We start from the raw sequence: 24957 nt of genomic DNA, 5'->3' as shown, positions 1-24957 counted from the left end.
CTTCGTCGGGCGGACCTTATTCGAGCTATTGGATGGTGATGGGGGTCGAGCTGTAGTTCGTCACCGACAGCATGCCGTCGTAGAAGCAGGTGTAAGGCGAACCCGAGGAGGCCTGGCCCCAGAAATCCATGCCGGCGTTCCATGAGGGGCTGTTCACCCACTTGACCGTCACGAAGCCGCTGCAGTTCCCCAGGATCGTATTCACGCCCATGCCTTGAATGGTGGCCGTGGGCCATGGGCCATAGTTGTTGGGCATGACCGTCCAGGGAAACGACGTCGGCTGCACCAGCCAGCCGCATTGCCAATCGCCCGCTGTGAACGAGCCGTTGGTGATCTGCATCATGCTGCCGCCGAACATGATGTAGCCGTCCAGCGTGACGTCGCACGTGACGGGGCCGCCTTGGTCGATCGTCAGTCGCCCGGTGATCCTCACATTGGGTGGGAAGTCCGGCGTGAACGTCGCCGCCGGGGCTGGCAAGGCCAGACTCGCTGCGACCAGCGACAAAACAGAAGCAACAGCGGTGCGCTTGATCATTGAGCGACTCCCTAATTGCAACTTATGATTTTATCGCTATTTACTCCAATATAAATTGTATTGCAACGGCGGCGTCACCCGACCCTGCGCCCCTTGGCGCGCGCCCTGCGCCGCCGCCACGCCAGCGCCGCCAGCCCCACGGCGAACGCCACCAGCTCGGCGTAGCTCCACAGGTAGTAGGCCGAGAAGAAGCCCCACTGGCGCAGCGAGCGGTCCAGCGCGAAGGCGACGTGGGTCAGCACGATCAGCAGCTGGAAGGCGGTCATGAACAGCAGCCAGATCCGGCGGTCGAACAGGGTCAGGCCGACCAGCACGCTGAGATAGACCAGGTCGATGGCGAAGATGCCCCACTGGGTGAGGCTCTTGTCCTCGATCTCGGCCAGGGCCGAGCCGACCCAGGCCAGCATGGTGGCGATGGCCAGAACGCGCTCGAGCCGGCCGCCCATCCACAGCGCTGCGCCGCAGACCACGAACATCGCGCCGGCGCCGAGCTGGGTCGGCAGGATGCTGAACATGAGGCCCCCGAACAGTGTCCGGGGGCCATTGTCGCGACGAATCGCGCGGGTCGAAAGAGGCGTCGGGTAACCGACGAAGGCGGCGGTCAGGCCGACTTCACCACCTCCAGGAAGCCGGTGCGGGTGGGATCGCCGTCCTCCTCCTTGTCGCCGCCGCCGACCAGGGTGACCCGGCGCAGGCCGATTTGGTCCTTGGCGTCGGCCAGGGCGCCGTGGGCGGCGATCAGCGAGCGGCGGACGTCGGCCAGGCCCGAGGCGGCCTCCATCACGTGGTCGACGGCCTGCTGGCCGACCCCGGCGGCGACCCTGGCCTGCAGGCGGGCGCGGGGCATGGCGGCGATCAGCTCGCCCATGGCGGCCAGGGTGTTGTCCACGGCCTCCTCAGCGGTGAACAGGCGGGAGGCCAGGTGCTCGGCGACGATGCGGCGGTTCATGAAGCGGTGTCCCCTCGGAAGTCCGGCGCTCCGGCAGGCGCTGTCCGGACGGTGATCGAAGGCGCCGGCGGGCGCCTCCTGGGGGAAGGCGGCCTCAGCCGTGGCGCAGGTTCTGGAAGAGCTCGACCACCTGGCGGGCGCTGAGCAGCCCGCCGATCAGCATGGCGAAGCCGAGCGCGATGGCCAGGACGGCCAGGAGGCGGAAGGCGGGGGTCAGAGCATGGTCGGATCCTCCGCGTATTTCTCGCGGAAGCCATCGTCCAGCACCGTGGCGGTGATGGTCAGGATCTCCCTCAGCACCATCTCGGCCGGCTTGGCCGCCGATTCCTTGCGGATCGCCGAGACGAGGTCCGCCACCAGCGGCTGGAGTTCCGGCGGGGCCAGGTCGGTCAGCTGGCGTTGCAGCTGCGACCAGCCGAAGACCGGGACCGCCGGTTCCGGCGGCAGGGGCGGCCAGGCTTGTTCGAAGGCGGTCACCGCCTGGCGGATCTGGCGGGCCTTCCAGACCAGCAGGCCCAGTCGGTGCTCCTGCAGGCTGGTCGTGTCCGCCGGCGGCGGGATGGTGTTGTCGGGAAACTCTTTCACTGGGGTCGAAGGCCTCGGTTGATTGCGAGGCCGACGGTGGCGAGGAGGGCGGGGCGCCCGCCAGTCCGATTGGATCGGGGTGGGATTGAATCCCATAGTCGCCGGGGGCGAATCCCACGGCGCCGGCGACTCGCTCGTGCTCGCTCAGAACACGGGCGGCGGCCCGCCGGCCGTTGACGCCCAGCTTGCGGCAGGCGCTTTCCACCAGGGCGTCGGCGCGCGACTTGGAAACCCCCATCAGCGGGCCGATTTCCTTGGAAAGCCTGTGTTCGCTGACGAGGCGAAGGGCTTCCCGTTCGCGCTTGGTCAACAGTTCGAGGCCGGCGGCGATGTGGGGCGTGTCGGGCATGAGGGCGAGCGGAAGGAAACTACTCGATCTAAGAGGGAGGTGCGTTGCGGCCGGTGACGGCTACGTCGATAGATAGCCGAGTTCTGTGAGCTTCGGACAATATCGATGACGACAACCGGCCCGGATCCCATCGACCTTGCGGTCGGAACCCGCATCCGTATTCGTCGTCGTTATCTGAAGGTCAGCCAGGACGACCTGGCCGCGGCGCTGGGCCTGACCTTCCAGCAGATCCAGAAATACGAGCGGGGCGAGAATCGCGTTTCGGCCTCGATGCTGGTGCGCATCGCCGGCCGCCTGGAGACGACGGTGGCCGCCCTGGTCGGCGAGGACGCGCCATCGGGCGAGGATTCGGCCATGCTGGCGGCGCTGACCCTGCCCGGCGCGCTGGACCTGCTGCACGCCTACGCCGCCGCCGGCCCCAAGACCCAGCGGGCGCTGCTGGGCCTGGCCCAGTCGCTGCTGGCGGCCGACGAGGATTAGGCCTGGGATCAGGCCTCCAGCCGTTCGACGTTGGTGACGCCCAGGTCGGCCAGGGTCTTTTCCAGCTCGACGGCGGCGGCCTCCACCTGCGCCGGATCGCGGCCGCGGATCACCAGGCTGGCGCCGTAGACGTCCGGCGGGGCGAAGAACGGATAGCTGCCGATCGACAGGTCCGGATAGGCCTTGGCGACGGCCTCCAGCGGGGCGGCGATCGTGCCCTCGCCGGCGCCGGTGACGCGCACCGTCGTGGCCACCACCACGGCGCCGGTGCGCAGGCGCGGCCCCACGTCGTCGAGCATGCCGCGCATGATCGCCGGCACGCCGGCCAGCACAAAGACGTTGTCCTTCTGGAAGCCGGGCGGGCCCTGCACCGGGTTCTTCACCAGGCTGCCGCCTTCGGGCACGTGGGCCATGCGGCGGCGCGCGGCGTTGGGCTCGCCCCAGCGCTCGCGCAGCATGGCCATGATCTCGGGATGCTCGGGCGCCGTGACTCCGAAGGCCTTGGCCACCGAATCGGCGGTGATGTCGTCGTGCGTGGGGCCGATGCCGCCGGTGGTGACCAGGTAGTCGTACTTGGTCCGCAGGGCGTTGACCGCATCGACGATCTCCTGCTCGACGTCGGGGACCACCCGCGCCTCGCAAAGGTCCACGCCGTAGGTCGCCAGGTACCTGGCGATGGCGTTGAGGTTCACGTCCTGGGTGCGGCCCGACAGGATCTCATCGCCGATGATCAGCACCGCCGCCGTCACTCGATCCTTGCTGGCCGTCATACGCTTGGCTCCCGGTTGTCGACATCAGGACTTAAGGCCAGGCCGGCCGGGCGGCAACGGCGTCGTGCAATCAATCCTGATGGCAATCCTGGCCGGGCGCGCCCAACCCTCGATTGACACCCGGGTCAGCGTGACAGCTTATCGCTGCATCTTTCAGCTTAACCATTGAGCCGTGATGCGCGCCTTCGTCGTTTCCGCCCTGATCTCCATCGCCGTGGCCGGCTCGGCCGCCGCCCAGACCGCCGCGCCTATGGACGCCGCCGCGCCGACCGCCGCCGCCGACAAGAAGGCCGAGAAGAAGAAGGACCCCGGCGTCGTCTGCCGCCGCGAGCGCGTCGTCGGCAGCAACCGTCCGGTGCGGGTCTGCACCACGGCCGCCCAGCGCGACACCGACAAGGAGGCCGCCCGCACCCTGCTCGACGGTCGCGCGCCCAACAGCACCGACGCGCCCGACGGCGGCTCGGCGAACTGACGCCTTCGACGTCGTGCGTCTTCCGCAACCGCTGACCCGCGGTCTCATCGTCCAGCGCTACAAGCGGTTCTTCTGCGACCTGGTGCTGGACGACGGCCGCGAGATCACCGCCCACTGCCCCAACTCCGGCGCCATGCTGGGCGTGAACCTGCCGGGGCAGGGGGCGTGGGTCTCTCACTCCGACGATCCCAAGCGCAAGCTGGCCTGGACGCTGCAACTGGTCGAGGCCGCCGGTCCCGACGGGACGGGCCTGGTGGGGATCAACACCCTGCTGCCCAACAAGCTGGTGGCCGAGGCCCTGGTCGGCGGGGTGATCCCGGAGCTGACCGGCTACGCCTCGATCCGCCCCGAGGTGAAATACGCCGCCGCCAGCCGCGTCGACTTTCTGCTCACGGATCCCGACCGGCCGCCGTGCTGGCTGGAGGTCAAGAACGTCCACCTTTCCCGCAGCCCGGGCCTGGCGGAGTTCCCCGACTGCAAGGCCGCCCGCTCGACCCGCCACCTCGAGGACCTCGCCGCCCAGGTGCGCGAGGGCCATCGGGCCGTGGCGCTGTTCGTAGTGCAGCGCGAGGACTGCGAAGCGTTCCAGGCCTGCCGCGAGCTCGATCCAGCCTTCGCACGCGGCCTCGACGTCGCCGCCGAGGCGGGGGTGGAGGTCATGGTCTGGGCGTGCGCGATGAGCGCTGAAGAGGTTCGGATCGCGCGGCCGATCGTGTGGAGGCGCTGAGGCGCTCCCTCATCCTTGATGGGGAGGGGCCACTCGGCGCCCCCAGTTGAAATTTCATGCTATGGTCGCGACATAAGCCCGACCGGCATCCAGTGTTTCCGGCGCGCCTTCGTGGTCGCGCCCCGTTTGAGATTGAACGCCCATGACCCTCGACGACGCCTTCGAGATCGAGACCGAGACCCGCACGGGCCAGATCAAGATCCACAAGCCCGAAGACTTCGAGGGCATGCGCAAGGCCGGTCGCCTCGCCGCCGAGTGCCTTGACATGCTGATCCCGCACGTCGTGCCCGGCGTGTCGACGGATCATCTCGACGCGCTGGCCCGCGAGTTCATCCTCGACCACGGCGCCCTGCCGGCCTGCCTGTTCTATCGCGGCTATCCCAAGACGGTCTGCATCTCGCGCAACCACGTGGTCTGCCATGGCATCCCGGGCGACTGGACCCTGCGCGAGGGCGACATCGCCAATATCGACGTCACCGTCATCGTCGACGGCTGGCACGGCGACACCTCGCGCATGTACGGCGTGGGCGAGGTCGGCCCGCGCGCCCGTCGCCTCGTGGACATCACCTATGAAAGCCTGGCCCGCGGCCTGGCGGCCGTGAAGCCCGGCGCGACCCTGGGCGACATCGGCCACGCCATCCAGTCCTATGTCGAGGCCCAGCGTTGCAGCGTCGTGCGCGACTTCTGCGGCCACGGCCTGGGCAAGGTGTTCCACGACGCCCCCAACATCCTGCACTTCGGCCGTCCCGGTCAGGGCGCGGTGCTGAAGGCCGGCATGTTCTTCACCGTCGAGCCGATGGTGAACCTGGGCAAGCCGGCGGTGAAGGTGCTGGGCGACGGCTGGACCGCCGTGACCCGAGACAAGTCGCTGTCGGCCCAGTGCGAGCACTCGATCGGCGTGACGGAAGACGGCTGCGAGATCTTCACGGCCTCGCCCACCGGCCTGTTCCAGCCGCCGATGCAGGGCGCCTGACTGCTTTCGGTGCGTGATCCTCGTCCTTCGACAAGCTCAGGATGAGGATCATGGACGGCCCCAGGGCTGGAAAACCTCACCCTGAGCCTGTCGAAGGGCGAGGTTTCGCCCCGTCGCCTTTCGGCTCGCAGACGCCCCCCGGCCCAACCCCTTACGGGCGCGAAGCCACTAGGCGAAACTGACATTTCAGCCTACCTATCAGTCCGAGGACAACCTTCGGAGCGGTTTCGTGCGCCAGCCTTCGCCCCCTCGGGCCCCTGACGACGCCCCCTACAACGTCGCTGGTGGCGGCGCGCGCTCGCGCATGCTGGTGCTGGACGTCTGCTCCTCATCGGGCCTGGAGGACTGGTCGCCTGACCTGCAGAAGGCCAAGGTCTACGAGAAGATCCTGCTCGACCTGATCCTGGGCGAGCTGCCGCCGGGCGCGCGTCTGGACGAGCAGTCGCTGGCCGCCCGCTACGGTGCGGGTCTGGCCGGGGTGCGCGACGCCCTGGGCCGCCTGGCTCTGGAGGGGCTGGTGATCCGCCGCGCCCGCTCGGGCACCACGGTGGCGCCGCTGGATCTCGTCGACCTGCGCCAGGGTTACGAGGCCCGGGCCCTGATCGAGCCGCACTGCGCGGGCCTGGCCGCCCGCCACGCCTCCAAGGCCGACATCGCCGCCATCAAGGCCGTGTTCGACGACGCCGAAGCCGCCGCCAAGGCCCGTGACCTGCCGGCCCTGGTGGCCATGGACCAGCGCTTCCACGCCGCCGTCGCCCGCGCCTCGGGCAACCTCGCCCTGGCCCGCATACTGATCCCCTTGCAGCACAAGGCCGCCCGCTTCTGGGTGTTTTCGTTCGGCGGGGCCACCGAGGCCGAACTGATGGCCGACATCGAGCAGCACCGCGAGGTCGCCGACGTCATCGCCAGCGGCGACGTCGAGGCTTCCAAGGCCGCCATGATGCGGGTGTTGAGCGTGACGCCCGAGGCCGTGCAGCGGCCGCCGGTCGAGGCTTAGCGCCTTTGCCTTGGCCCTCCCCTTGATGGGGGAGGGTTGGGTGGGGGTGGTGCGGCGTTGGCCGTCGCGCGCTTGCCTGAACCGTCGTAGCCACACCCATCCCCAGCCCTTCCCCCATCGAGGGGGAAGGGGGCCTTCTCGCACGTCCTTCCATAAAGTCCAGATTTAGACTATATGTGGATCTGGATGGAGGTCCGCATGTCGAACGCCAAGCGCAAACCCGTCGAGGTCGCCGCCGGTCCGGGCGTGCTGGACCTGTCGCGGTTCTCGCCCGCCAACCGCCGGCGGCTAAGCGGCCCCGGCCTTCGCACCTTCCTGTCGATCGCCGACCTGTGGGGGCTGACCGAGGACGAGCGCCTGCTGGTGCTGGGACTGCCGTCGCGCTCGACCTACTACAACTGGATCAAGGCGGTGCGGGAGCATCGCGACATCACCCTCGACCTCGACATGCTGACCCGCATCTCGGCGGTGCTGGGCGTGCACCAGGCCCTGGGCGTGCTGCACGCCGGCGAGCGCGAGGGGATCGCCTGGCTGCGGACGCCCCATGCCGCGCCGCTGTTCGGCGGCCGCGCGCCGATGCAGCTTCTGACCTGCGGAACCCAGGACGGCCTGGTCAGCCTGCGACGCTTCCTCGACGCCGCGCGGGGCGGGCTCTACATGCCGCCGGGCGATCTCGACCGAGACTTCCGCCCCTACGAAGACGCCGAGATCGTCTTCTCGTGAACGACGAGCCCCACGCCCCCGCGCCCCGGCCGGCCTTTCGCCTGATCCCGTCGCGGTTTCCGCCGATCGGCCTGTTCGACACCGTGGCGACGGCGGCTGACCTCGACGCGGTGATGGAGCTTTCCGGCTGGACCAACGACCGGCTGGTCGCCGAGCGCATCGCCCGCCTGCCGATGGAGGAGCGGGTCTACGGCCGGCCCAACGCCAGCATCGTCATGGCGTCGTTCCTGCACGTGGCGCCGGGCGGCATGCGCTTCAACGGCCCCGACCTCGGCGCCTGGTACGCCGCCGAACACCTGGCGACGGCCGTGGCCGAGGTCGCCCACCACCTGCGCCGCGAGGCGGTCGCCATCGGCGCGGCGACGATCAGCCGCCAGTACCGAGCCTACACCGCGCGGCTCGAGGGCGACTATCTCGACATCCGCGGCCGGCAGGCGGCGCGGCCCCAGGTCTACGCCAGCGACGATTACGCCGCCGGCCAGGGGCTGGGCGAAGCGGTGCGCGCATCGGGCGGGGCGGGAATCCTGTTCGACAGCCTGCGCCATGCGGGCGGCGTCAATGTCGCCGCCCATCGCCCTCGCAACGTTCAAGACGTGACGCAGGGCGACCACTACGAACTGCGGGTGCAGGCCGCCTCGCGTCGGATCGAGGCCAAGCGGCTCGCGGCCTGAGCGGCGAGACGGAACATCCCGCCAACTGTGAGGCTTTCCCGACACAGGCCCTGGCAATCCATCCTAAAATGTCAGAAGAGATTTTGACGAACGTCAAGTCATCCCCATTTGGTGCGGCGAGGCGGGGCCGTGGTCCCGCTTTTCGGAGCCCGCTCGCATGTCTCGCCGCCTCGTCCTGCTCGCCACCGCCGCCCTGGGCGTCTTCGCCGTCTCGGCCGCGCATGCCGACGACCAGCAGGCCGAGGTCGACGCGGTGGTGGTGGTCGCCCGCGACCGCAACGCCGGCCTCCTGGAAAAGCAGCCCAACGACACCGTCTTCGGCCTGGACAAGCCGCTGATCGAGACGCCGCGCTCGGCCAGCTTCGTGTCGGACCTGACGCTGCAACGCTACGGCATCGAGACCATCGACGGCCTGACGGCGGTCTCGCCGGGCGCCTACACCGCCAGCTTCTATGGCGTGCCCGGGGCGCTCAACATCCGCGGCACCCTGGCCGAGAACTACTTCCGCGGCTTCAAGCGGATCGAGAACCGCGGCACCTATTCGACGCCGATCGGGGCCGCCGACCAGATCCAGATCGTGCGAGGCCCGCCGACCCCGATCTACGGCTCGGGCAAGGTCGGCGGCATGCTGAACTTCATCCCCAAGTCCGGAAAGGGCGAGGGCGGCTACCTGACCGCGCCCGAGGGCGAGCTGACCGCTGCCTTCGGCAGCTACAATCGCAAGAACGCCACGGCCCAGATCGGCCTGCCCGCCAATTTCGGCGACGTGGTCGGCGGGGTCCATGTCTATGGCGAGGTCGAGGACAGCCACAGCTACTATCGCGGCATCTATCCGCGTCGGCAGACCTTGCAGGTGTCGTCCGACTTCGACCTGGGCGACGGCTGGAGCACCGCAATCGGCGGCATGCTCTACCGCTCGAAGGGCGATGTTCAGACGCCGGGCTGGAACCGCCTGACCCAGGACCTGATCGACACCCGCACCTACGTCACCGGCCGGGATACGAGCCTGGTCGACGCCGACGGCAACGGTCGACTGACGCCAAACGAGATCGGCGGGGCGCTGTACCTGCCCTATTACGGCTTCCCGTCCACCGACGCTGCCCACACCCTGGATGTCGGCGTCGGGAACACCAAGCTGTCGCCGCGCACGGTCTACATCTCGGCGTCGGACTTCTCGAAGACGGCGACCAACACCCTCTATTTCGACATCGCCAAGGAGCTGTCGCCCGACAGCGCGATCAAGCTGCAACTGTTCTACGACGACCTGGAGAACAAGCGCTTCGTCTCCTACGGCTATCCCGCACGTTTCGACAGCAAGGTCTGGGAGGCCCGCGCGACCTATGAGTTCGCCAACCGCTTCCTCGACGACGCCGTGGTCGCCCGCTCGTTCGTCGGCGCCTCGTACCGATCGTTCAAGGGCCGCCGGCGCGAGAGCTACAACAGCGGCCTGATCGCGCTGGACCGCCGCGACCTGTCGGTGGGCCAGACCGCCACCGACCTGATCGGCAGCCCGTTCACCGATCCGTCGATGACCTGGGAAAACGACAACCGCACCAAGTGGACCCAAGCCGGGATCTTCTTCACCACCGACATCAAGGTCGGCGAGCGGCTGAACCTGATGCTGGGTGGCCGCTATGACGACTATGACGTCACCTCGGAGGACACCGGCTCGCTGAGCTTCACGACGCCGGGCAAGCAGCACGCCGCCAAGGGCAAGGGAACCTATACGGCCAGCTTCACCTACAAGGCGCCCTTCGGCCTTATGCCCTACGTGTCGTACGCCAAGGCCAGCGCGCTGGAGATGAGCCAGGCCGGCGACGTCAATCCGGGCCTGGTGGCCGACGCCGGCGACGCCTGGCTGTCGGACAGCGACCTGGCCGAGGCGGGCGTGAAGTTCCAGTGGCTGAAGGGCGCGCTGATCGGCTCGCTGGCCGGCTATCGCCAGAACCGCACCCAGCTGATGGGCATCAACGGCGATCCCGCCGGCACGCGCTCGAAGGGCGTGGAGCTGGAGGTCCGCTGGCTGGCCAGCGAGCACTTCAGCTTCACCTTCTCGGGCAACACGCAGCGCACCACGGTCAAGGGTCCCGACACCTCGTTCCAGTATGTGCCGACCTATACGGCCGGCGTCAGCGGCGCGCAGGGCTATGGCGGATCGTACGTGGTGTGGAGCTTCGCCAGCATCCGGCCGGGCGACTACGACTACACCCTGATCCCGAAATCGGTGGTCAGCCTGTACGGCGCCTACGCCTCGGACCAGCACGACTGGGGCAAGCTCTACGGAACCCTGGGCGTGACCCACGTGACCAAGACCTCGGGTACGGTCCCCGGCGCGGTGGTCTATCCGGCCTATGGCGTGGTCAACGGCTCGCTGGCCTATGAGCAGGGCCCCTACACCGCGACGCTCAACGTCGATAACCTGCTGGACGAGCTCTATTTCACGCCCGTCGCCGACACCTACGCCAACCTCGCCGCCCTGCCCGGCAAGGGGCGCGAGTGGCGGATCACCCTCGCAAGGCGCTTCTGATGACGAACCACCAGATCCAGCACCGCCCCTGGCTGCTGCTGGGCGCCTTTTCCCTGCTGCTGTTCCTGATCACGGCGGCGACCTATTCGTCGCTGGGCGTGATGATCCCGGCCATGGTCCCGGAGCTGGGCTGGAGCTGGCAGAACGCGTTCCTGGGCTTCACCGTCATGGGCGTGGCCACCGGCGCCTCGTCCTGGCTGCCGACCCTCCTGATCCGCCGCTGGGGCGTGCGGGCGACGCTGGTGGCGGGCGCGGCCGTGATGGCCGCGGGCCTGGCCCTGCTGGCCAAGGTGCAGAGCCTGCCGGCCTATTTCCTGGCCACGGCCCTCCTGGGGATCGGCTTCCAGGCCGCCGCCCTCATTCCCGGCACCCATGTGCTGTCGGCGATCTTCCGCCAGCGGGCCTTGCCGTTCGGCGTCTACTTCACCAGCGGCGCCCTGGGCGGCGTCGCCGGCCCGCTGCTGGTGCTGGCCAGCCAGGGCGCGTTCGACGGCCAATGGCGGATTTACTGGGCGCTGCAGGCGGTGGTCATCGGCCTGTTGGGCCTGCTGTGCGCCGCCGTCGTCGGCGGGCCGAAGTGGCTGGAGGAGGCCGGCCGGGGCATGGACCGCCTGACCGCCGCCGAGGCCAAGGCCGCGCCCGCCCATCCGCGCGTCTATCGCACCGACCACGACTGGAGCGTCCGCGACGCGGTGCGCACGCCGCAGTTCGCCATACTGGTGGCGGCCTATTTCAGCCACCTGCTGGCCGGGGTCACGGCCGCCAGCCTGACCCAGGCTCACCTCACCGAACTGGGCGTGGCCGGCGTCGTCGCGGCCGGCGCGCTCAGCGCCGAGGGCCTGATGCAGGTCGCCGCCCGCATGGCCGGCGGCGCGGTGGGCGACCGCATCGACCCGCGCTGGCTGCTGGTGCTGGCCCAGGGGCTGCTGGTCGCGGGCCTGCTGGCCCTGGCGCACGCCGCCACCCTGCCGCTGCAGATCCTCTACGCCGTGGGCGTGGGCCTGGGCTTTGGCCTGACCGTGCTGGCCGTCAGCCTGCTGCTGCTGAACTATTTCGGCCGTCGCAACAACGTCGAGCTGTTCTCGCTGGTCTGCCTGGTGGGCGCGGTGTCGGCGGCCGGGCCGTTCGTCGGCGGCTTCATGCGCGACCGCTTGGGCAGCTTCACCCCGACCTTCCAGCTGTTCGCCGCCCTGACGGCGGTGGTGTTTGTGGCCGTCTTGCTGATGCGTCCGCCCAAGCCGCGCGCCGCAGCGGCGGAGGTCGAAGCCGGGGCCGCCGCCGACGCCTGAGGCCGGCCTCGCGCCGTCGCCCTTTTGGTCTATGGTCGCGCCTGACTCGAAGTTGAGCGAGCGGGCGTGGAGGCGACGATGGGGTACGACGGCGGGCGCAAGGAGTTCGGCGTCTTCCTGCCCGTGGCCAATGGCGGTTGGATCGTCTCCAGCACGACGCCGCCGCTCGACGGCCTCTATCCGCAGAACCGCGCCGCCGCCGTGCTGGCCGACCAGATCGGCCTCGACTTCGTGATGTCGATGGCCAAGTTCCGGGGCTTCGGCGGCCACACCGACCACTGGGGCGCGGCCCTGGAGTCGGTGACCCTGATGGCCGCCCTGGCCGAGGCGACCAGCCGCGTGAAGATCTGGGCCACGCTGCATCCGCTGCTTCAGAACCCGGCCGTGGCCGCCAAGCTAATTTCCACCCTGGACCACATCAGCGGCGGTCGCGCCGGCCTCAACATCGTCGCCGGGGCCTATCGCGACGAGTTCGCCCAGATGGGCGCCTGGGACGACGGCCTCGATCATGACGACCGCTACGCCCTGGCCGAGGAGTGGACGCGGCTGGTCAAGCGTCTGTGGACCGAGGACAGCGTCAGCCACGACGGGCGATTCTTCACGCTCAACGACTGTCAGTCCAAGCCCAAGCCGCTCTCGCAGCCACGCCCGGACCTGATCTGCGCCGGCGTCTCCGAGCGCGGCTTCGCCTTCGCCGTGGCCGAGGCCGACGCCTGCTTCATCGGCGGCGAGGACGAGGCCGCGCTGCGCGACGCCAGCCGGCGGGCCAAGGCGCGGGCGGCCGAGCTGGGCAAGGCCATCCGCACCTACGCCATGTGCACCGTGGTCCACGCCGATACCGACGCGCAGGCGCAAGACCTGGCCGATCGCTATCGCGACGGGGTGGACATGGGCGCGGTGACCACCATGTTGTCGAACTGGGGCGTGCCGCCCGAGCGCCTGGCCGAAACCGCCGCGCGCCAAGGGGCGTTCATGACCCGCACCGTGATCGGTGCGCCGGCGACCTGCGGCGCCAAGATCCGCGACCTGGTCGAAACCTGCGAGCTGGACGGGCTGATGCTGATCTTTCCCGACTACGAGGCCGGGCTTACGATGTTCGGCGCCGAGATCCTGCCCGGCCTGCGAGAGGCCTATCCGTGAACGCGACGCCGATCATCGCGCAGGACGGCCTGGCTGCTTGGATCGCCCCGTCGCGGACGGCGCTGGTGATCGTTGACATGCAGGTGGACTTCGCCGCGCCCGACGGCGTCATCGGCCGGTTCGGGGTCGATCTTTCGGCCGCCGCCGCGGCGCTGGAGCAGGCCCAGCGGCTGGCGGCCGCGGCGCGGGCGGCCGGTGCTCCGGTGGTGTTCGTCGGCCTGGAGACCACGCCCGACACCGATCCGCCTGTGGTGCTGGAGCGCATGCGCCGGCGCGGCGGCGATCCCGAGATCGAGCGGGTGATCTGTCGCGAGGGGACGCGCGGCGCCGACTTCCACGGCCCCCTGCCTGAGCCGGGCGAACTGGTGATCCGCAAGCCGCGCTACAGCGCCTTCGTGGGCACGGATCTCGACGCGCGGCTGCGCGCGCGGGGCGTGGATACGCTGGTGGTCTGCGGCCTGACCACCGAGTGCTGCGTCGACAGCACGGTGCGTGACGCCTTCCATCGCGACTACCACGTCTTCGTCGCCGGCGACGCCTGCGCGGCCTATGAGCCCGACCTGCACGAGGGCGCGCTGAAAAGCCTGGGCCTGTCCTTCGCCCTGCTGGTCGACACACCCGAGATCGAGGCGGCCTGGGCCGGGCGCTAGCCGGCGCGCGTTCGGGCAAAGAAAAAGCCGCCCGGGGCTGACCCGGGCAGCTCGTTCGTTGGTCCCGAGGGGCCTTGGCTTAGAAGGAAGCCTTCAGCGACACGGCGACGCGCGAGTCGTAGATGCTGCCGAAGTCATGTTCGCTGGTGTCCCAGTAGCGGACGTCGAGCGCGAGCTTGTCGGTCACGGCGTAGGCGACGCCGAGGTTCCAAGTGGTGTAGTCCGCACCGTCTTCGATGGTCTGCTTGCCCAGGGCGCCGCTCAGCGAGAACTTGTCGTTCAGCGGGATCGAGCCGTTGGCTTCGTAGTAGACGGCGGTCGACAGGTCGCCCGGCCATTCCGGCGAGAAGTAGACGGCGCCGCCGAGGGTGGCCTTGCCGAACGGCTTCGACACGGCGGCCTTCAGCTCGGTGTAGCTGTACTTGCCGGGGGTCAGGCCCTTGTCCTTCGAGTAGCCGTAGTAGAGCACGCCGAAGTCCATCGACACGTCGCCGACGGTCGGCTTCACGCCGGCGTAGAAGTCGACTTCCACGCTCGGGTCATCGGTGCCGAAATCGACGTTCGAAGCCCACACGCCAGCGTAGCCGACGCCGTAGCCGAGGTCGACGCCGCCGAACACTTGCGGGTCTTCCATGGTCTGGCTGACGCCGCGGAACACGTAGTCGCTGGCGACGCCGACATTGTACGAGAGGCTGACTTCCTGAGCCATCGCGGCGCCGCCGAGGGCGACCGAGGCGGTGGCGGCGGCCAGCGCGAGCTTGAAGATCTTCATCCGTGTTATCCCCTTTTTTGTGTAGCCCGCCGGGAGTGTGGTCCCAACTTGTGCGGCGCCTGCAAGCGCGTTCCTTCACAAGCCGGGATTAACCGCGGGCCATGCTTTAGTTGCAATCAGCGGGGGCACAGCGCCAGCAATAAGAACATGGATCGCTCAAAACCTAGGCAACTGTGGCGCAATTGCTGCATGTTCGGCCGATTGGCCACAGTTGTCGTGAAGTTGTCGATCGGCGTTTGCCTGCGGCTTCAGCGCATCGACAAGGTCGCGGCGCCCAGATGCAGGCCGGCGTCGACGAGCAGGGTCTCGCCGGTGACGTGGCGCGCGGCGGGCGAGGCCAGGAACACCGCGGCCCCGGCGACGTCTTCGGCGGTGGAGGCGACTTGCAGCGGCGTGGCGGCGGCGGCTCCGGCCCGCAGGCGGGCGACGCGATCCTCGTCCATGGCCTTGCCGAACCACGGGGTGTCGATGAAGCCGGGGCAGATGGCGTTGACGCGGATCTTCGGGGCCAGGGCGCGGGCCAGCGACAGGGTCATTGTCGTCATGGCGCCCTTCGAGGCCGCGTAGGGCACCGACGAGCCGTTACCCATGACACCCGCGATCGAGCTGGTGTTGACCACGGCGCCTGGACGCGGCGCGGCCTCGAGAAGGGTCCGGGCGGCGCGGACCATCTGGAACGCTCCGACCACGTTGACCGAATAGAGCTTGAGGAAGTCCTCGGCGTTCACCGCGTCGAGATCGCCGTGCTGCGGGGCGAACTTGGTCATGCCGGCGTTGTTGAACAGCGCGTCGATGCGGCCCGACGGCGCGGCGGCCTCGACGATCTTCCGGCAATCGGCGTCGTCGGCGACGTCGCCCTGGGCCAGCACGGCCTTGGCGCCCAGGGCCTCGACCTGGCGGGCGGTCTCCTCGGCCTCCTGCGCGCTGCGGGCGAAGTTGACGACGACCAGGCCCGCGCCCCGGCGGGCGGTCTCGACCGCGATCGCCCGGCCCAGGCCCGTCGAGGCGCCCGTGACCACCACCGTGAAGCCGTCGAAGTCGCGTCCGGTCATCGTTTCTCTCCCAAACAAGTGTTTGCGACACCGTAGCGAGGGCGCCGGCGCTTGTCTCGCCGGGGGCGCGGGCCTAAATCGCCGCCATGACCGAACTTTCCGTGACCCAGCTGGGCCAGACCGTCGCCGCTCCCGCCAGCCCGGAAGAGGCCGTGCTCGAGGCCGTGCCGAACCCGCAGAACGACGTGCTGTACCTGGCGCGCTTCGTGGCGCCCGAATTCACCTCGCTGTGCCCGGTGACGGGCCAGCCCGACTTCGCCCACCTCGTCATCGACTACGCGCCGGGCGACTGGCTGATCGAGAGCAAATCGCTGAAGCTCTACCTGACCAGCTTCCGCAACCACGGCTCGTTCCACGAGGACTGCACGGTCAAGGTGGCCCGCAAGATCGTCGAGGTCGCCAAGCCCCGCTGGCTGCGCATCGGCGGCTACTGGTACCCGCGCGGCGGCATCCCGATCGACGTCTTCTGGCAGACCGGCCCCGCGCCGGAAGGCCTGTGGGTGCCCGACCAGGGCGTGGCCCCCTACCGCGGCCGGGGGTGAGCCGCCTGCGGCGACCCCCTCAGTCGCTTTGCGACAGCTCCCCCAGAGGGGGAGCATCTGCGGAATAGATCCTCCCCCTTTGGGGGAGGTGGCCCGGAGGGCCGGAGGGGGTCTTAATCCGCCCACTCACTCGTGATCGCCGCGATATCCGGCCGCACGCGTTCCTGTGGCTGCTCCGCCGACGTGCCGATGTAGAGGAAGCCGGCGACCTTCTCGTTGCCGGCCACGCCGAGGATGTCGAGCGCCCGCTGGTCGAAGCTGTACCAGTCGGTGATCCAGTTGGCGCCGTAGCCCATGGCCGAGGCGGCCAGCAGCAGCTGGGTGCAGACCGCGCCGGCGCTCATCACCTGCTCCCATTCGGGCACTTCATGCGGCACGGGTCGAGAGATCACGGCGATGGCCAGGGGCGGGGTCGTCAGCTTGCGCATGGCGGCCGTGGCCTTGGTCGGGTTGGCCTGGTCGGCGGCCAGCGGCGCGATCCTGGCTGCGAAGGCGGCCTTGGCCTCGCCGCGCAGGATCACGAACCGCCAGGGAGAAAGCTTTCCGTGATCGGGCACGCGCGCGGCCAGGCGCAGGAGGTCGGCAAGCTCGTCCTCGCTGGGGCCCGGCGCGTGCAGCGCCATCGCCGAGGCCGAGCGCCGGCGCGCCAGGAAGTTCAGGACCTCGGGCGCCGCCTCGATCGCGATCGGTTCGCCGAATTCGGGGGCGGGGGGAATGGAACCGGCCAAGACGATCTCCTGAAAGCGCGCTACAGGCACGTCACCTATGGCCGAGCCTCGGCCGGCACAAGTCGCGAGCCGTTCGCATGTCCGAGAAATTCGCCTGGCTGAAACCGCATGGCGAGGCCTGGGGCGTCACCAGCGCCAAGGTGGTCTACGACAATCCCTGGATCGGCGTGACCGAGTATCAGGCGATCGCCCCGACCGGAAGCCCGGCGCTGTACGGCAAGGTCAGCTTCAAGAACCAGGCGATCGGCGTCGTGCCCCTGCACGCCGACGGCACGGTCACCCTGGTGGGGCAGGCCCGCTTTCCGCGCGGCAACTACAGCTGGGAGATCCCCGAGGGCGGAGCGCCGATGGGCGAGGATCCGCTGGACGGCGCCAAGCGCGAGTTGGCCGAGGAGGTCGGGCTGGTCGCCGCCGACTGGCGACCGATCCTGACCATGGAGCTCTCGAACTCGATCAGCGACGAGGTCGCCTACGGCTTTCTGGCCATGGACCTGTCGCCCACCAAGGCCGAGCCGGACGACACCGAGGACCTCGCCGTGGCCAGGGTTCCGTTCGCCGATGCGCTGGAAGCGGCGATCACAGGGCGGATGCCCGACTCGTTGACGGTGGCGTTACTGCTCCGAGTGCACCATATGGCGGTCGTGGGCGAGCTGCCGGCCGATCTGGCCGCACTGGTCCTGCGCCGGTAGTTGCGCGTCGCCTGTTCGGCTGGAGCGTTTTGAATAAATATGCTCTAGTCACCGCTGGGAAGGGAGAGCCCCGTGGCCAAGCCTCTTGAAGTCGTGACCGATAAGGCCGCGCCGCCCGTCTGGGCCGCGCTGCGAAACCAGGCCGAACACGCCGCCAAGGCCGAGCCGGCCCTGGCCTCGCTGCTCAACGCCGTCATCCTCAGCCACGACAACCTGGCCGACGCCCTGACCTTCCAGCTGGCCCGCAAGCTGGGCGACCAGGAGATGCGGGCCATGACCGCCCGCGAGTTCGCCGCCGAGGCCTTCGAGAGCGATCCGGCCCTGGTGGCCGCCGCCGAGGCCGACCTGCGCGCGGTGTTCGAGCGCGACCCGGCCACCAAGGGCTATGTCCAGCCGTTCCTGTTCTTCAAGGGCTTCCTGGCCCTGCAGACCCACCGCGTCTCGCACTGGCTGTGGGAGAATAACCGCGAGACCTTGGCCTTCTATCTGCAGAGCCGGGCCAGCGAGGTCTTCCAGGTCGACATCCACCCGGCCTCGCGCGTCGGCGCGGGCGTGTTCATCGACCACGGCACCGGCATCGTCATCGGCGAGACGGCGGTGGTCGGCGACGACGTCTCGATGCTGCACGGCGTGACCCTGGGCGGCACCGGCGCCGAGCGCGGCGACCGCCATCCCAAGATCGGCAAGGGCGTGCTGCTGGGCGCCGGCGCCAAGGTGCTGGGCAACATCCAGATCGGCGACTACGCCAAGGTGGCCTCCGGTTCGGTGGTGCTCAAGCCGATCCCGGCTCATTGCACCGCCGCCGGCGTGCCGGCCCGCATCGTCAACTGCCCCACCTGCGAAGAGCCGGCCCGGACCATGGACCACACCCTGGCCGACGTGGTGTACGACTACGTGATCTGAGGGGGCTTTCGCGGGCATTCTAGGGGTGGGGGAGGCAAGCCACGAGCCGCGCCGTCTCCAGCCTCGCCGTCGGTTTCCCGCCCAGGATCCCGTAGGCCGCCAGCGCCCACAGCGCCGCGACCGCCGCCCATTGGGCCGGCGTGATTTTCCGCTGTCTGTCCATGCGTCATTTATCCGGCGGTTGCCCTGGCGCAGCTAACGACTTATCGGTCGAGGTCTGTGAGGTTTCGTCACATGGCTCGACGTCCGCTGCCGCCGCTGAACGCCCTGCGCGCCTTCGAGGCTTTCGGCCGGCGCGGCCGCATGACCCTGGCCGCCGACGAGTTGTGCGTCACCCACGGCGCGGTTAGCCGTCAGGTCCGCCAGCTTGAGGACCATCTCGGCGTCGCCTTGACCGAGGGACCGCGTAACCGCCTGACCATGACCGAGGAGGGGCTGAAGCTGGCCCAGGGCCTGACACGGGCCTTCGACATTCTCGAGGAGTCCGTGCCGCGGCCGCCCGAGGACGAGCCCCGGCCGACCGTGGTGTCGTGCCTGCCGACCTTCGCCATGAAGTGGCTGATCCCGCGCCTGCCCGATTTCCTGGAGCGTTTTCCCGACACGCCGGTGCGGGTGGCCGAGTCCAACGGTCCGTTCGACTTCCGCGCCGATGGGATCGACCTGGCCATCCGCATGCGCGACCCCGACGGTCCGCCGTCGCCGGACGGGGAGGCGACGGCGTTTCTCGACACCCACGTCGGTCCGGTCGTGGCGCCGGACCTGGCGGCGAAGGCGTCCAGCGTGGAGGGCCTTCTGTCCATGCCGCGCCTGCATACCCGCACCTTCCTGCACGGCTGGGACCAGTGGGCGGTCCGTGCGGGCGTCGCCTTGCCGCCGGCCGGGCTGGTGCGCGAGTTCGACCACTATTTCTACATGATCGAGGCCGCGGCGGCGGGGCTGGGCGTGGCCATGGTTCCGCACGCCTTCGTCGAGCGCGACCTGGCGGCCGGCCGGCTGGTCGCGCCGCTAGGCATGGTTCCAGAGCCCACCCTGCTGTGCGCGCTGACGCCCCTCGCCGGAGCCTCGCGCGGGGCCCGGCGGTTCCGCGACTGGCTGGTCGAGCAGGGGCGAGCCGCGTCGCCGCCGCCGTTTTCTCAACAGACCTGATCGGGCGCCCGCGCAAAAGGCCTTACACTTTGCGCCGTGGACCTCTAGTTTCCCGCCATTCCGCCCCACGGGGGCGAAAGACCACCAACGAGATCAGGAGCCCCCCGTGGACGCCGCCGCCATCGCCAAGCTCGAAGCCCACCTGAAGCGCACCTTCGGCAACCCGCACATCGCCGTGAAGGCCCGTCCGAAGCAAAAGGACTCGGCCGAGGTCGAAGTGAAGGGCGAGTTCATCGGCGTCGTCTTCCAGGACGAGGATGAGGACGGCTCGTACATGTTCGAGATGGCCATCCTGGCCGAAGACCTCGACTAAGCCTTTCGCCTGTTCAGGCAGGAAGCGGCCGCTCCGGTTTCTCCGGGGCGGCCGTTTTCGTTTGGGCCAATCCCAAACCGCTCGTCATTCCCGCCCTTGTGGCGGGAACCCCTTGGTCCCGCCTTCTTGTGAGACGCAAGCGGATCGCTGGCGATCCGCCTCCCTCGCACTTGCGGCTGATAGAGGGTTTCCCGCCACAAGGGCGGGAATGACGGGAGTAAAGGGAGAGGGCGGCGGCTAGGCCGCCATCGCCTTGACCTCGCGGCGGATCAACAGCGAGGCGCCGGCCGCAATGAGGCCGGCCATGCCCGCCAGGACGAAGGCCTGGACGTACTGGCCCTGGGCGGCGCGGATCATGCCCGCGCCGACGGCGGCCGTGGCTGCGCCGAGCTGGTGGCCAGCGGCGATCCAGCCGAACACGATCGGGCCGTCGCGGTCGCCGAAGGCCTGGGTGGCCAGGCGCGCGGTCGGCGGCACGGTGGCGATCCAGTCCAGGCCGTAGAACACCGCGAACACCGACAGGCTGACGATCGAGAAGTCCGAATAGGGCAGGTAGATCAGCGAGAGGCCCCGCAGGGCGTAATAGACGAAGAGCAGCTTGCGCGGGTCGTAGCGGTCGGTCAGCCAGCCCGACGCCGTCGTGCCGAAGAGGTCGAAAAGGCCCATCAGGGCCAGCAGCCCGGCGGCGCGGACCTCGGGCATGCCCCGGTCGCCGCAGAAGGCGATCATGTGCACGCCGATCAGGCCGTTGGTGGTCAGGCCGCAGATGAAGAAGCCCAGGAACAGCAGCCAGAAGGTGCGGGTCTTGCTGGCCCGCGCCAGGGCCCCGAAGGCGCCGGCCAGGGCGTTGGAGGCCGAGCCCCGCGGCGGCTCCTCCCAGTCCTCGCCCGCGCCGAACGGCTTGTGGCCGATGTCGGAGGGGCGCTCGGGGATCAGCAGCCAGGCGATAGGGGCCATGACGGCGGCGACGGCGGCCACGGTCAGCACCACGGGACGCCAGCCGCCGTGCTCGGCGATGAAGGCCATGGCCGGCAGGAAGATCAGCGAGCCGGTGGCGGTGGCGGCGGTCAGCAGGCCCAGCATCAAGCCGCGCCGCTCGACGAACCAGCGATTGACGATGGTCGCGCCCAGCACCATGGCCACCGCCCCGCTGCCGAAGCCCGCCAGCACGCCCCAGGTGGCCACATAGTGCCAGGTCTGGGTCATGAAGGCCGAAAGCCCCGTCGAGACGGCCATCAGCACGAGGGCCAGGCTCACCGTCTTGCGTACGCCGAACGATTGCATCAGCGCCGCGGCGAAGGGACCGGTCAGGCCGTAGAGGAAGATGCCGATAGCGGCGGCCAGCGAGATCGCGCCCCGGTCCCAGCCGAAGCTCTTTTCCAGCGGCAGGATCAGCACGCCCGGCGCGGCCCGCAGGCCGGCGGCGGCCAGCAGGGCCAGGAAGGTCACGCCGGCCACCACGAAGGCGTAGTTTCGGCCGAAGGGGCGTCGGATCGTCGCCATGCTGGCTTCCTCGCGGAAAATGTAACCGATCGGTACGGGTCTTGATGGCGTTGTACGTACCGGTTAGTAACATCGTCAAGAGGCCTTCTGAGCTATGACGAAAACCGACGCCGACGCCCCCCTGCATCTCCAGCCCTACGGGCCGGGCCCGCGCGCGGCCGAGAAGATCTTCGAGACGGCCCGCGACCTGTTCTACCGCGAGGGCATCCGGGCCGTGGGCGTCGACGAGATCGTCAGCAAGGCCGGCGTGACCAAGCCCAGCCTCTATCGCAGCTTCAAGTCCAAGGACGACCTGGTCGCCGCGGTGCTGCGCGAGGTGGAGGAGGGCTTCTGGGACCGCTTCAAGTCGGCCGAGGACGCCTTTCCGGATGATCCCAAGGCCCAGATGGTCGCCTATTTCGAAGGCCTGGCGGCGCGTTCGGGCGGGGCCGACTATCGCGGCTGCGCGCTGAGCAACGCCGTCGTCGAGTATCCCGATCGCGGCCATGCCGGCCGGGCCGTGTCGCAGGCGCACAAGCAGGACCTGCGCGATCGCCTGCGGGCCAAGGCGCAGGCCATGGGGGCGTCGGATCCCAAGGCCCTGGGCGATGCGATGATGCTGCTGATCGAGGGCGTGTTCACCTCCAGCCAGATGTTCGACGACGATGACAAGCCGGCCCTGGCGGTGGTGGGGGCGATGAAGGCCCTGATCGCGGCCTACTGCCCGTGAGCCACCCTCTGGATCGTCCCGTCTGGTCCAGCCTGACCGGTCGTCTGTCGCATCTGGCGATCGCGCGGGACGGGGCCCTGCGGATGGATCCCGATTTCGGCCTGTTCGCCGCCGTCGCCGAGGATACGCCGGAAAACCTGGCGGCGCTGGGCGAGTTGGTGCGCGAGCACGGCCCGTCAGGTCTCGTCGAGCTGTCCCCACCGCCGCCCGTTCCCGGAACGAGCGTGAGGTCCAGCGCCCTATGCTGGCAGATGGCGGCGAACACGATCACGCCGCTGAAGCCCGTCGACTTCGAGATCGTCGCCCTGACCGACGCCGACGCAGGCGAGATGCTGGCCCTGGCGACCCTGACCAAGCCCGGCCCGTTCTTTACGCGCACCCACGAGCTGGGGGCGTTCGTCGGCGTGAAGGTCGGGGGCGAGCTGGCGGCCATGGCCGGCGAGCGGATGCGGCCAGACGGCTTCACCGAGGTCAGCGGCGTCTGCACCCGGCCCGACTTTCGCGGCCAGGGCTACGCCGCCGGCCTGATGGCGCACGTGGCCGGCGCGATCCTGGCGCGGGGCGAGACGCCGTTCCTGCACAGCTACGCCGACAACGCCGGCGCCAACGCGCTCTACCAGGCGCTGGGCTTTCAGCGCCGGGCGGACGTCTGGTTCACGGTGCTGGCGCCAGAATAGGTCCGACTTCGCCCCCAAACGAAAAGACCCCGGAAGGCGCTGGCCATCCGGGGTCTTTGTTACTCAGCGGAGAAAGGCCGATCAGGCCTCTTCCATCTTCCGCGCCTGGATCCGGCACCAGCCGTAGAGGCCGGCGACCACGACCGCCGCGACGATGATGGCGATGATCATGCCGAGGTGCTCGGGCGGCGGGTTGGCGATGGCCAGGGGCGCGCCCTTGTTGGTCGAGACGATCAGCAGGGCCAGGGCCACGTTGAACAGGCTCTCGCCGACGATGAAGCCCGAGGCGATCAGCACGCCCAGGCGCTTGGCGACCTCAGCCTTGCGGTCCTTGGAGACCACGCGCTCGAAGATCCAGCCGGCGACGGCGCCGACCACCACCGGGGCGGTGACGGCGCTGGGCAGGTAGATGGCCAGGCCCACGCCCAGCGGCGGCAGGCTGAAGCGGTCCTTGCTGGCGCGGCGCAGGACGATGTCGACCACGACGAGCGCCAGGCCGATCAGGGCGCCGACGCCCAGCAGGTCCCATTGCAGGTTATGGCCGATGACGCCCTTGGCCAGGGTCGAGATCAGCGTCGCCTGCGGCGCGGCCAGCGGCTCGGCGCCGGGCACCACATTGAGGTTCGGCGCGCCGACGAAGCCGTTCGACTTGGCCAGCAGGTCGAGCACGAACGGGATGACGGTCGCGCCCGACAGCACGCCGATCACCAGGGCCGACTGCTGCTTCCACGGCGTGGCGTCGACCAACTGGCCGGTCTTCAGGTCCTGCAGGTTGTCGTTGGCCACGACGGCCACGGCCAGGACGGTGGCGGTGACATAGAGGGCGAAGGCGACCAGGGCCTTGGCGGCGTCCGGGCCGATCAGGCCGCGGCCGATGGCGCCCACCAGCAGCGAGGCGCCCAGCACCGTCAGGATGGCGATGCCCGAGACCGGGCTGTTGGACGAGCCGATCAGGCCGGCCATGTAGCCGCAGACGGCGGCGGCCAGCAGGCCGGCGAACACCAGGTAGGCCACGGCGGCGATGGTCAGCGGCAGGGCCAGGGCGCCGGCCGGGCCGCCAAGCGCGAAGGCGGCCAGCAGCCAGCCGGCCGGGGCCAGCAGGGCCACCGACACCAGGCCGACGACGAACAGCGGGATGTCCTGCTCGACGCGCGGCAGGTCGCCGCCGCCCGAGCGGCGGGCCTTGCCGGCCTCGAAGGCCGACACCAGGCCGCGCCAGATCGGCACGACCAGCTTGCCCAGGGTCCAGATGGCGGCCGCGCCGATGACGCCGGCGCCCAGGAAGCGGACCTTGGTGGCCCACACGGTCAGGGCGTGGTCGGCGACGCTGGCGCCGGCCTCGGCCGGGAACACGCCGGTGAGGATCGGCACCAGCACGGCCCAGGCGATGAACAGGCCGGTGAACATGGCGACGCCGACGGTGATGCCCATCAGGTGGCCCGCGCCCATCAGGGCCAGCGAGCTGGACGCGCCGATGCCGGTCGCGCCCTTGCCGACCTTGACGAAGGCGGCCACTTCGGCGGCGAAGATCTTGGCCGCGCCCAGCGCCGCGAAGGCGGCCGAGGCCAGGGTGCCGGCGATCACGGCCCACAGGCCCGCCTTGCCCTCGGCCGCGCCTTCACGCGAACCCGAACCGACCTTCAGCACCTCGGCGGCGGCGACGCCTTCCGGGTAGGGCAGGGGCGAGTTGGTGACCAGGGCCCGGCGCAGCGGGATCGTGTACATCACGCCCAGGATGCCGCCGACGGCGCAGATGCCGAAGGTGGCCAGGAACGGGATGTCCGACCACCAGCCGATCATCAGCAGGCCCGGCAGCACGAAGATCACCGACGACAGCGTGCCCGCGGCCGAGGCGATCGTCTGGACGATGTTGTTTTCCTGGATGGTCGAGGTGCGGAAGAACCGCAGCAGGGCCATCGAGATCACCGCGGCCGGGATCGAGGTGGCGAAGGTCAGGCCGACCTTCAGGCCCAGATAGACCTGGGCGGCCGTGAAGACGACGGTGATGAGGATGCCCAGGATCACGCCGCGGAGCGTGAACTCCGAGCGCGGGGCGGCGGTGATATCGGACATGCGGGTCCCGCAA

General features: G+C 69.5%; 28 protein-coding genes and 1 pseudogene. 18 read left to right on the top strand and 11 right to left on the bottom strand.

The genetic code is table 11. The features are described 5' to 3' along the window. Positions 1-25: 25 nt before the first annotated feature. From SGCZBJ_RS03690 to SGCZBJ_RS26450, 5 genes and pseudogenes are all read right to left on the bottom strand, one after another. Positions 26-535: a protein activator of alkane oxidation PraB gene (locus SGCZBJ_RS03690; RefSeq protein WP_133149174.1), complete on the bottom strand. Its 510-nt coding sequence runs from the start codon at positions 533-535 to the stop codon at positions 26-28. Positions 536-609: 74 nt separating this feature from the next. Further along, entirely contained in the window at positions 610-1050 is a 441-nt protein-coding gene (locus SGCZBJ_RS03685; RefSeq protein ID WP_101716672.1) for a hypothetical protein, read from the bottom strand. Positions 1051-1136: 86 nt separating this feature from the next. After that, positions 1137-1484: a hypothetical protein gene (locus SGCZBJ_RS03680; RefSeq protein ID WP_101716671.1), complete on the bottom strand. Its 348-nt coding sequence runs from the start codon at positions 1482-1484 to the stop codon at positions 1137-1139. 213 nt (positions 1485-1697) lie between these two features. Then, entirely contained in the window at positions 1698-2069 is a 372-nt protein-coding gene (locus SGCZBJ_RS03675; protein WP_240621406.1) for a hypothetical protein, read from the bottom strand. A 160-nt stretch (positions 2070-2229) separates the two neighbouring features. Continuing rightward, positions 2230-2418: pseudogene (locus SGCZBJ_RS26450) on the bottom strand (LuxR C-terminal-related transcriptional regulator); the annotation flags it as partial. A gap of 105 nt (positions 2419-2523) precedes the next feature. Here SGCZBJ_RS26450 and SGCZBJ_RS03670 point away from each other — a divergent pair. Further along, positions 2524-2898 carry a helix-turn-helix domain-containing protein gene (locus tag SGCZBJ_RS03670; RefSeq protein WP_101716670.1) on the top strand — a complete coding sequence of 125 codons (375 nt, stop codon included), beginning with the start codon at positions 2524-2526 and terminating at the stop codon, positions 2896-2898. An 8-nt stretch (positions 2899-2906) separates the two neighbouring features. Here SGCZBJ_RS03670 and SGCZBJ_RS03665 read toward each other — a convergent pair whose 3' ends face one another. Beyond that, positions 2907-3668 (bottom strand): competence/damage-inducible protein A, encoded by a 762-nt coding sequence (locus SGCZBJ_RS03665; RefSeq protein ID WP_101716669.1) that lies wholly within the window; start codon positions 3666-3668, stop codon positions 2907-2909. Between the two features lie 175 nt (positions 3669-3843). Between SGCZBJ_RS03665 and SGCZBJ_RS03660 the strand changes: the two genes are divergently transcribed. The 10 genes from SGCZBJ_RS03660 (at position 3844) to SGCZBJ_RS03615 (ending at position 13837) form a co-directional block, all read left to right on the top strand. Continuing rightward, a complete protein-coding gene (locus tag SGCZBJ_RS03660; RefSeq protein WP_101716668.1) occupies positions 3844-4140 on the top strand; it encodes a hypothetical protein in 297 nt (98 codons plus the stop codon). A 13-nt stretch (positions 4141-4153) separates the two neighbouring features. Then, positions 4154-4867 (top strand): DNA/RNA nuclease SfsA, encoded by a 714-nt coding sequence (gene sfsA / locus SGCZBJ_RS03655; protein WP_101716667.1) that lies wholly within the window; start codon positions 4154-4156, stop codon positions 4865-4867. 142 nt (positions 4868-5009) lie between these two features. Next, positions 5010-5840: a type I methionyl aminopeptidase gene (map, locus tag SGCZBJ_RS03650; protein ID WP_101716666.1), complete on the top strand. Its 831-nt coding sequence runs from the start codon at positions 5010-5012 to the stop codon at positions 5838-5840. A gap of 304 nt (positions 5841-6144) precedes the next feature. Beyond that, positions 6145-6837, top strand: a complete 693-nt coding sequence (locus tag SGCZBJ_RS03645) for a GntR family transcriptional regulator (RefSeq protein WP_101716665.1) — start codon at positions 6145-6147, stop codon at positions 6835-6837. 198 nt (positions 6838-7035) lie between these two features. Beyond that, a complete protein-coding gene (locus SGCZBJ_RS03640) occupies positions 7036-7560 on the top strand; it encodes an MbcA/ParS/Xre antitoxin family protein (protein WP_205685311.1) in 525 nt (174 codons plus the stop codon). Then, positions 7557-8231, top strand: a complete 675-nt coding sequence (locus SGCZBJ_RS03635) for an RES family NAD+ phosphorylase (protein WP_101716664.1) — start codon at positions 7557-7559, stop codon at positions 8229-8231. The genes SGCZBJ_RS03640 and SGCZBJ_RS03635 overlap by 4 nt, the downstream gene beginning before the upstream one ends. 157 nt (positions 8232-8388) lie before the next feature. Continuing rightward, positions 8389-10758: a TonB-dependent siderophore receptor gene (locus SGCZBJ_RS03630; RefSeq protein ID WP_101716663.1), complete on the top strand. Its 2370-nt coding sequence runs from the start codon at positions 8389-8391 to the stop codon at positions 10756-10758. Beyond that, positions 10758-12047, top strand: a complete 1290-nt coding sequence (locus SGCZBJ_RS03625) for an MFS transporter (protein WP_101716662.1) — start codon at positions 10758-10760, stop codon at positions 12045-12047. Before SGCZBJ_RS03630 ends, SGCZBJ_RS03625 begins: the two co-directional genes overlap by 1 nt. A 78-nt stretch (positions 12048-12125) precedes the next feature. Beyond that, positions 12126-13187 (top strand): LLM class flavin-dependent oxidoreductase, encoded by a 1062-nt coding sequence (locus SGCZBJ_RS03620; protein WP_101716661.1) that lies wholly within the window; start codon positions 12126-12128, stop codon positions 13185-13187. Then, positions 13184-13837 carry a cysteine hydrolase family protein gene (locus tag SGCZBJ_RS03615; protein WP_276308921.1) on the top strand — a complete coding sequence of 218 codons (654 nt, stop codon included), beginning with the start codon at positions 13184-13186 and terminating at the stop codon, positions 13835-13837. Before SGCZBJ_RS03620 ends, SGCZBJ_RS03615 begins: the two co-directional genes overlap by 4 nt. A 79-nt stretch (positions 13838-13916) precedes the next feature. Here SGCZBJ_RS03615 and SGCZBJ_RS03610 read toward each other — a convergent pair whose 3' ends face one another. Both SGCZBJ_RS03610 and SGCZBJ_RS03605 read right to left on the bottom strand, forming a co-directional pair. Then, the gene (locus tag SGCZBJ_RS03610; RefSeq protein WP_101716660.1) at positions 13917-14609 is read right to left on the bottom strand and encodes a TorF family putative porin; all 693 of its coding nucleotides are present in this window, start codon (positions 14607-14609) and stop codon (positions 13917-13919) included. Positions 14610-14857: 248 nt separating this feature from the next. Beyond that, positions 14858-15679, bottom strand: coding sequence for an SDR family NAD(P)-dependent oxidoreductase (locus SGCZBJ_RS03605; RefSeq protein WP_165799228.1), 822 nt, complete (start codon positions 15677-15679; stop codon positions 14858-14860). A 68-nt stretch (positions 15680-15747) separates the two neighbouring features. Between SGCZBJ_RS03605 and queF the strand changes: the two genes are divergently transcribed. Then, positions 15748-16203: a preQ(1) synthase gene (gene queF / locus SGCZBJ_RS03600; protein WP_101716658.1), complete on the top strand. Its 456-nt coding sequence runs from the start codon at positions 15748-15750 to the stop codon at positions 16201-16203. A gap of 113 nt (positions 16204-16316) precedes the next feature. Here the strand turns inward: queF and SGCZBJ_RS03595 are convergent, their stop codons facing one another. After that, the gene (locus SGCZBJ_RS03595) at positions 16317-16931 is read right to left on the bottom strand and encodes a nitroreductase family protein (RefSeq protein ID WP_101716657.1); all 615 of its coding nucleotides are present in this window, start codon (positions 16929-16931) and stop codon (positions 16317-16319) included. Between the two features lie 77 nt (positions 16932-17008). Between SGCZBJ_RS03595 and SGCZBJ_RS03590 the strand changes: the two genes are divergently transcribed. From SGCZBJ_RS03590 to SGCZBJ_RS03575, 4 genes are all read left to right on the top strand, one after another. After that, on the top strand, positions 17009-17620 hold the full coding sequence (locus SGCZBJ_RS03590; RefSeq protein WP_101716656.1) for an NUDIX domain-containing protein: 612 nt from the start codon (positions 17009-17011) through the stop codon (positions 17618-17620). Between the two features lie 72 nt (positions 17621-17692). After that, positions 17693-18523 carry a serine O-acetyltransferase gene (gene cysE, locus SGCZBJ_RS03585; RefSeq protein ID WP_101716655.1) on the top strand — a complete coding sequence of 277 codons (831 nt, stop codon included), beginning with the start codon at positions 17693-17695 and terminating at the stop codon, positions 18521-18523. A 234-nt stretch (positions 18524-18757) separates the two neighbouring features. Further along, complete coding sequence (locus SGCZBJ_RS03580) at positions 18758-19669, top strand: LysR substrate-binding domain-containing protein (RefSeq protein WP_101716654.1); 912 nt, start codon at positions 18758-18760, stop codon at positions 19667-19669. 106 nt (positions 19670-19775) lie between these two features. Beyond that, positions 19776-19982, top strand: a complete 207-nt coding sequence (locus SGCZBJ_RS03575; protein WP_101711814.1) for a DUF3126 family protein — start codon at positions 19776-19778, stop codon at positions 19980-19982. Between the two features lie 237 nt (positions 19983-20219). Here SGCZBJ_RS03575 and SGCZBJ_RS03570 read toward each other — a convergent pair whose 3' ends face one another. Beyond that, positions 20220-21485, bottom strand: coding sequence for an MFS transporter (locus SGCZBJ_RS03570; protein WP_101716653.1), 1266 nt, complete (start codon positions 21483-21485; stop codon positions 20220-20222). Positions 21486-21579: 94 nt separating this feature from the next. On the opposite strand from SGCZBJ_RS03570, the gene SGCZBJ_RS03565 reads away from it, so the two are divergent. Together SGCZBJ_RS03565 and SGCZBJ_RS03560 are read left to right on the top strand one after the other, a co-directional pair. Next, positions 21580-22194, top strand: a complete 615-nt coding sequence (locus SGCZBJ_RS03565; RefSeq protein WP_101716652.1) for a TetR/AcrR family transcriptional regulator — start codon at positions 21580-21582, stop codon at positions 22192-22194. Next, positions 22191-22871, top strand: a complete 681-nt coding sequence (locus SGCZBJ_RS03560; RefSeq protein ID WP_240621405.1) for a GNAT family N-acetyltransferase — start codon at positions 22191-22193, stop codon at positions 22869-22871. The genes SGCZBJ_RS03565 and SGCZBJ_RS03560 overlap by 4 nt, the downstream gene beginning before the upstream one ends. Positions 22872-22952: 81 nt before the next feature. Here the strand turns inward: SGCZBJ_RS03560 and SGCZBJ_RS03555 are convergent, their stop codons facing one another. Beyond that, positions 22953-24944, bottom strand: coding sequence for an OPT family oligopeptide transporter (locus SGCZBJ_RS03555; protein ID WP_101716651.1), 1992 nt, complete (start codon positions 24942-24944; stop codon positions 22953-22955). Positions 24945-24957 lie beyond the last annotated feature (13 nt).

It is taken from the genome of Caulobacter zeae (assembly GCF_002858925.1).
In the GTDB taxonomy this organism is placed as follows: domain Bacteria; phylum Pseudomonadota; class Alphaproteobacteria; order Caulobacterales; family Caulobacteraceae; genus Caulobacter; species Caulobacter zeae.
This window is presented reverse-complemented; position numbering and strand designations above follow the sequence as displayed.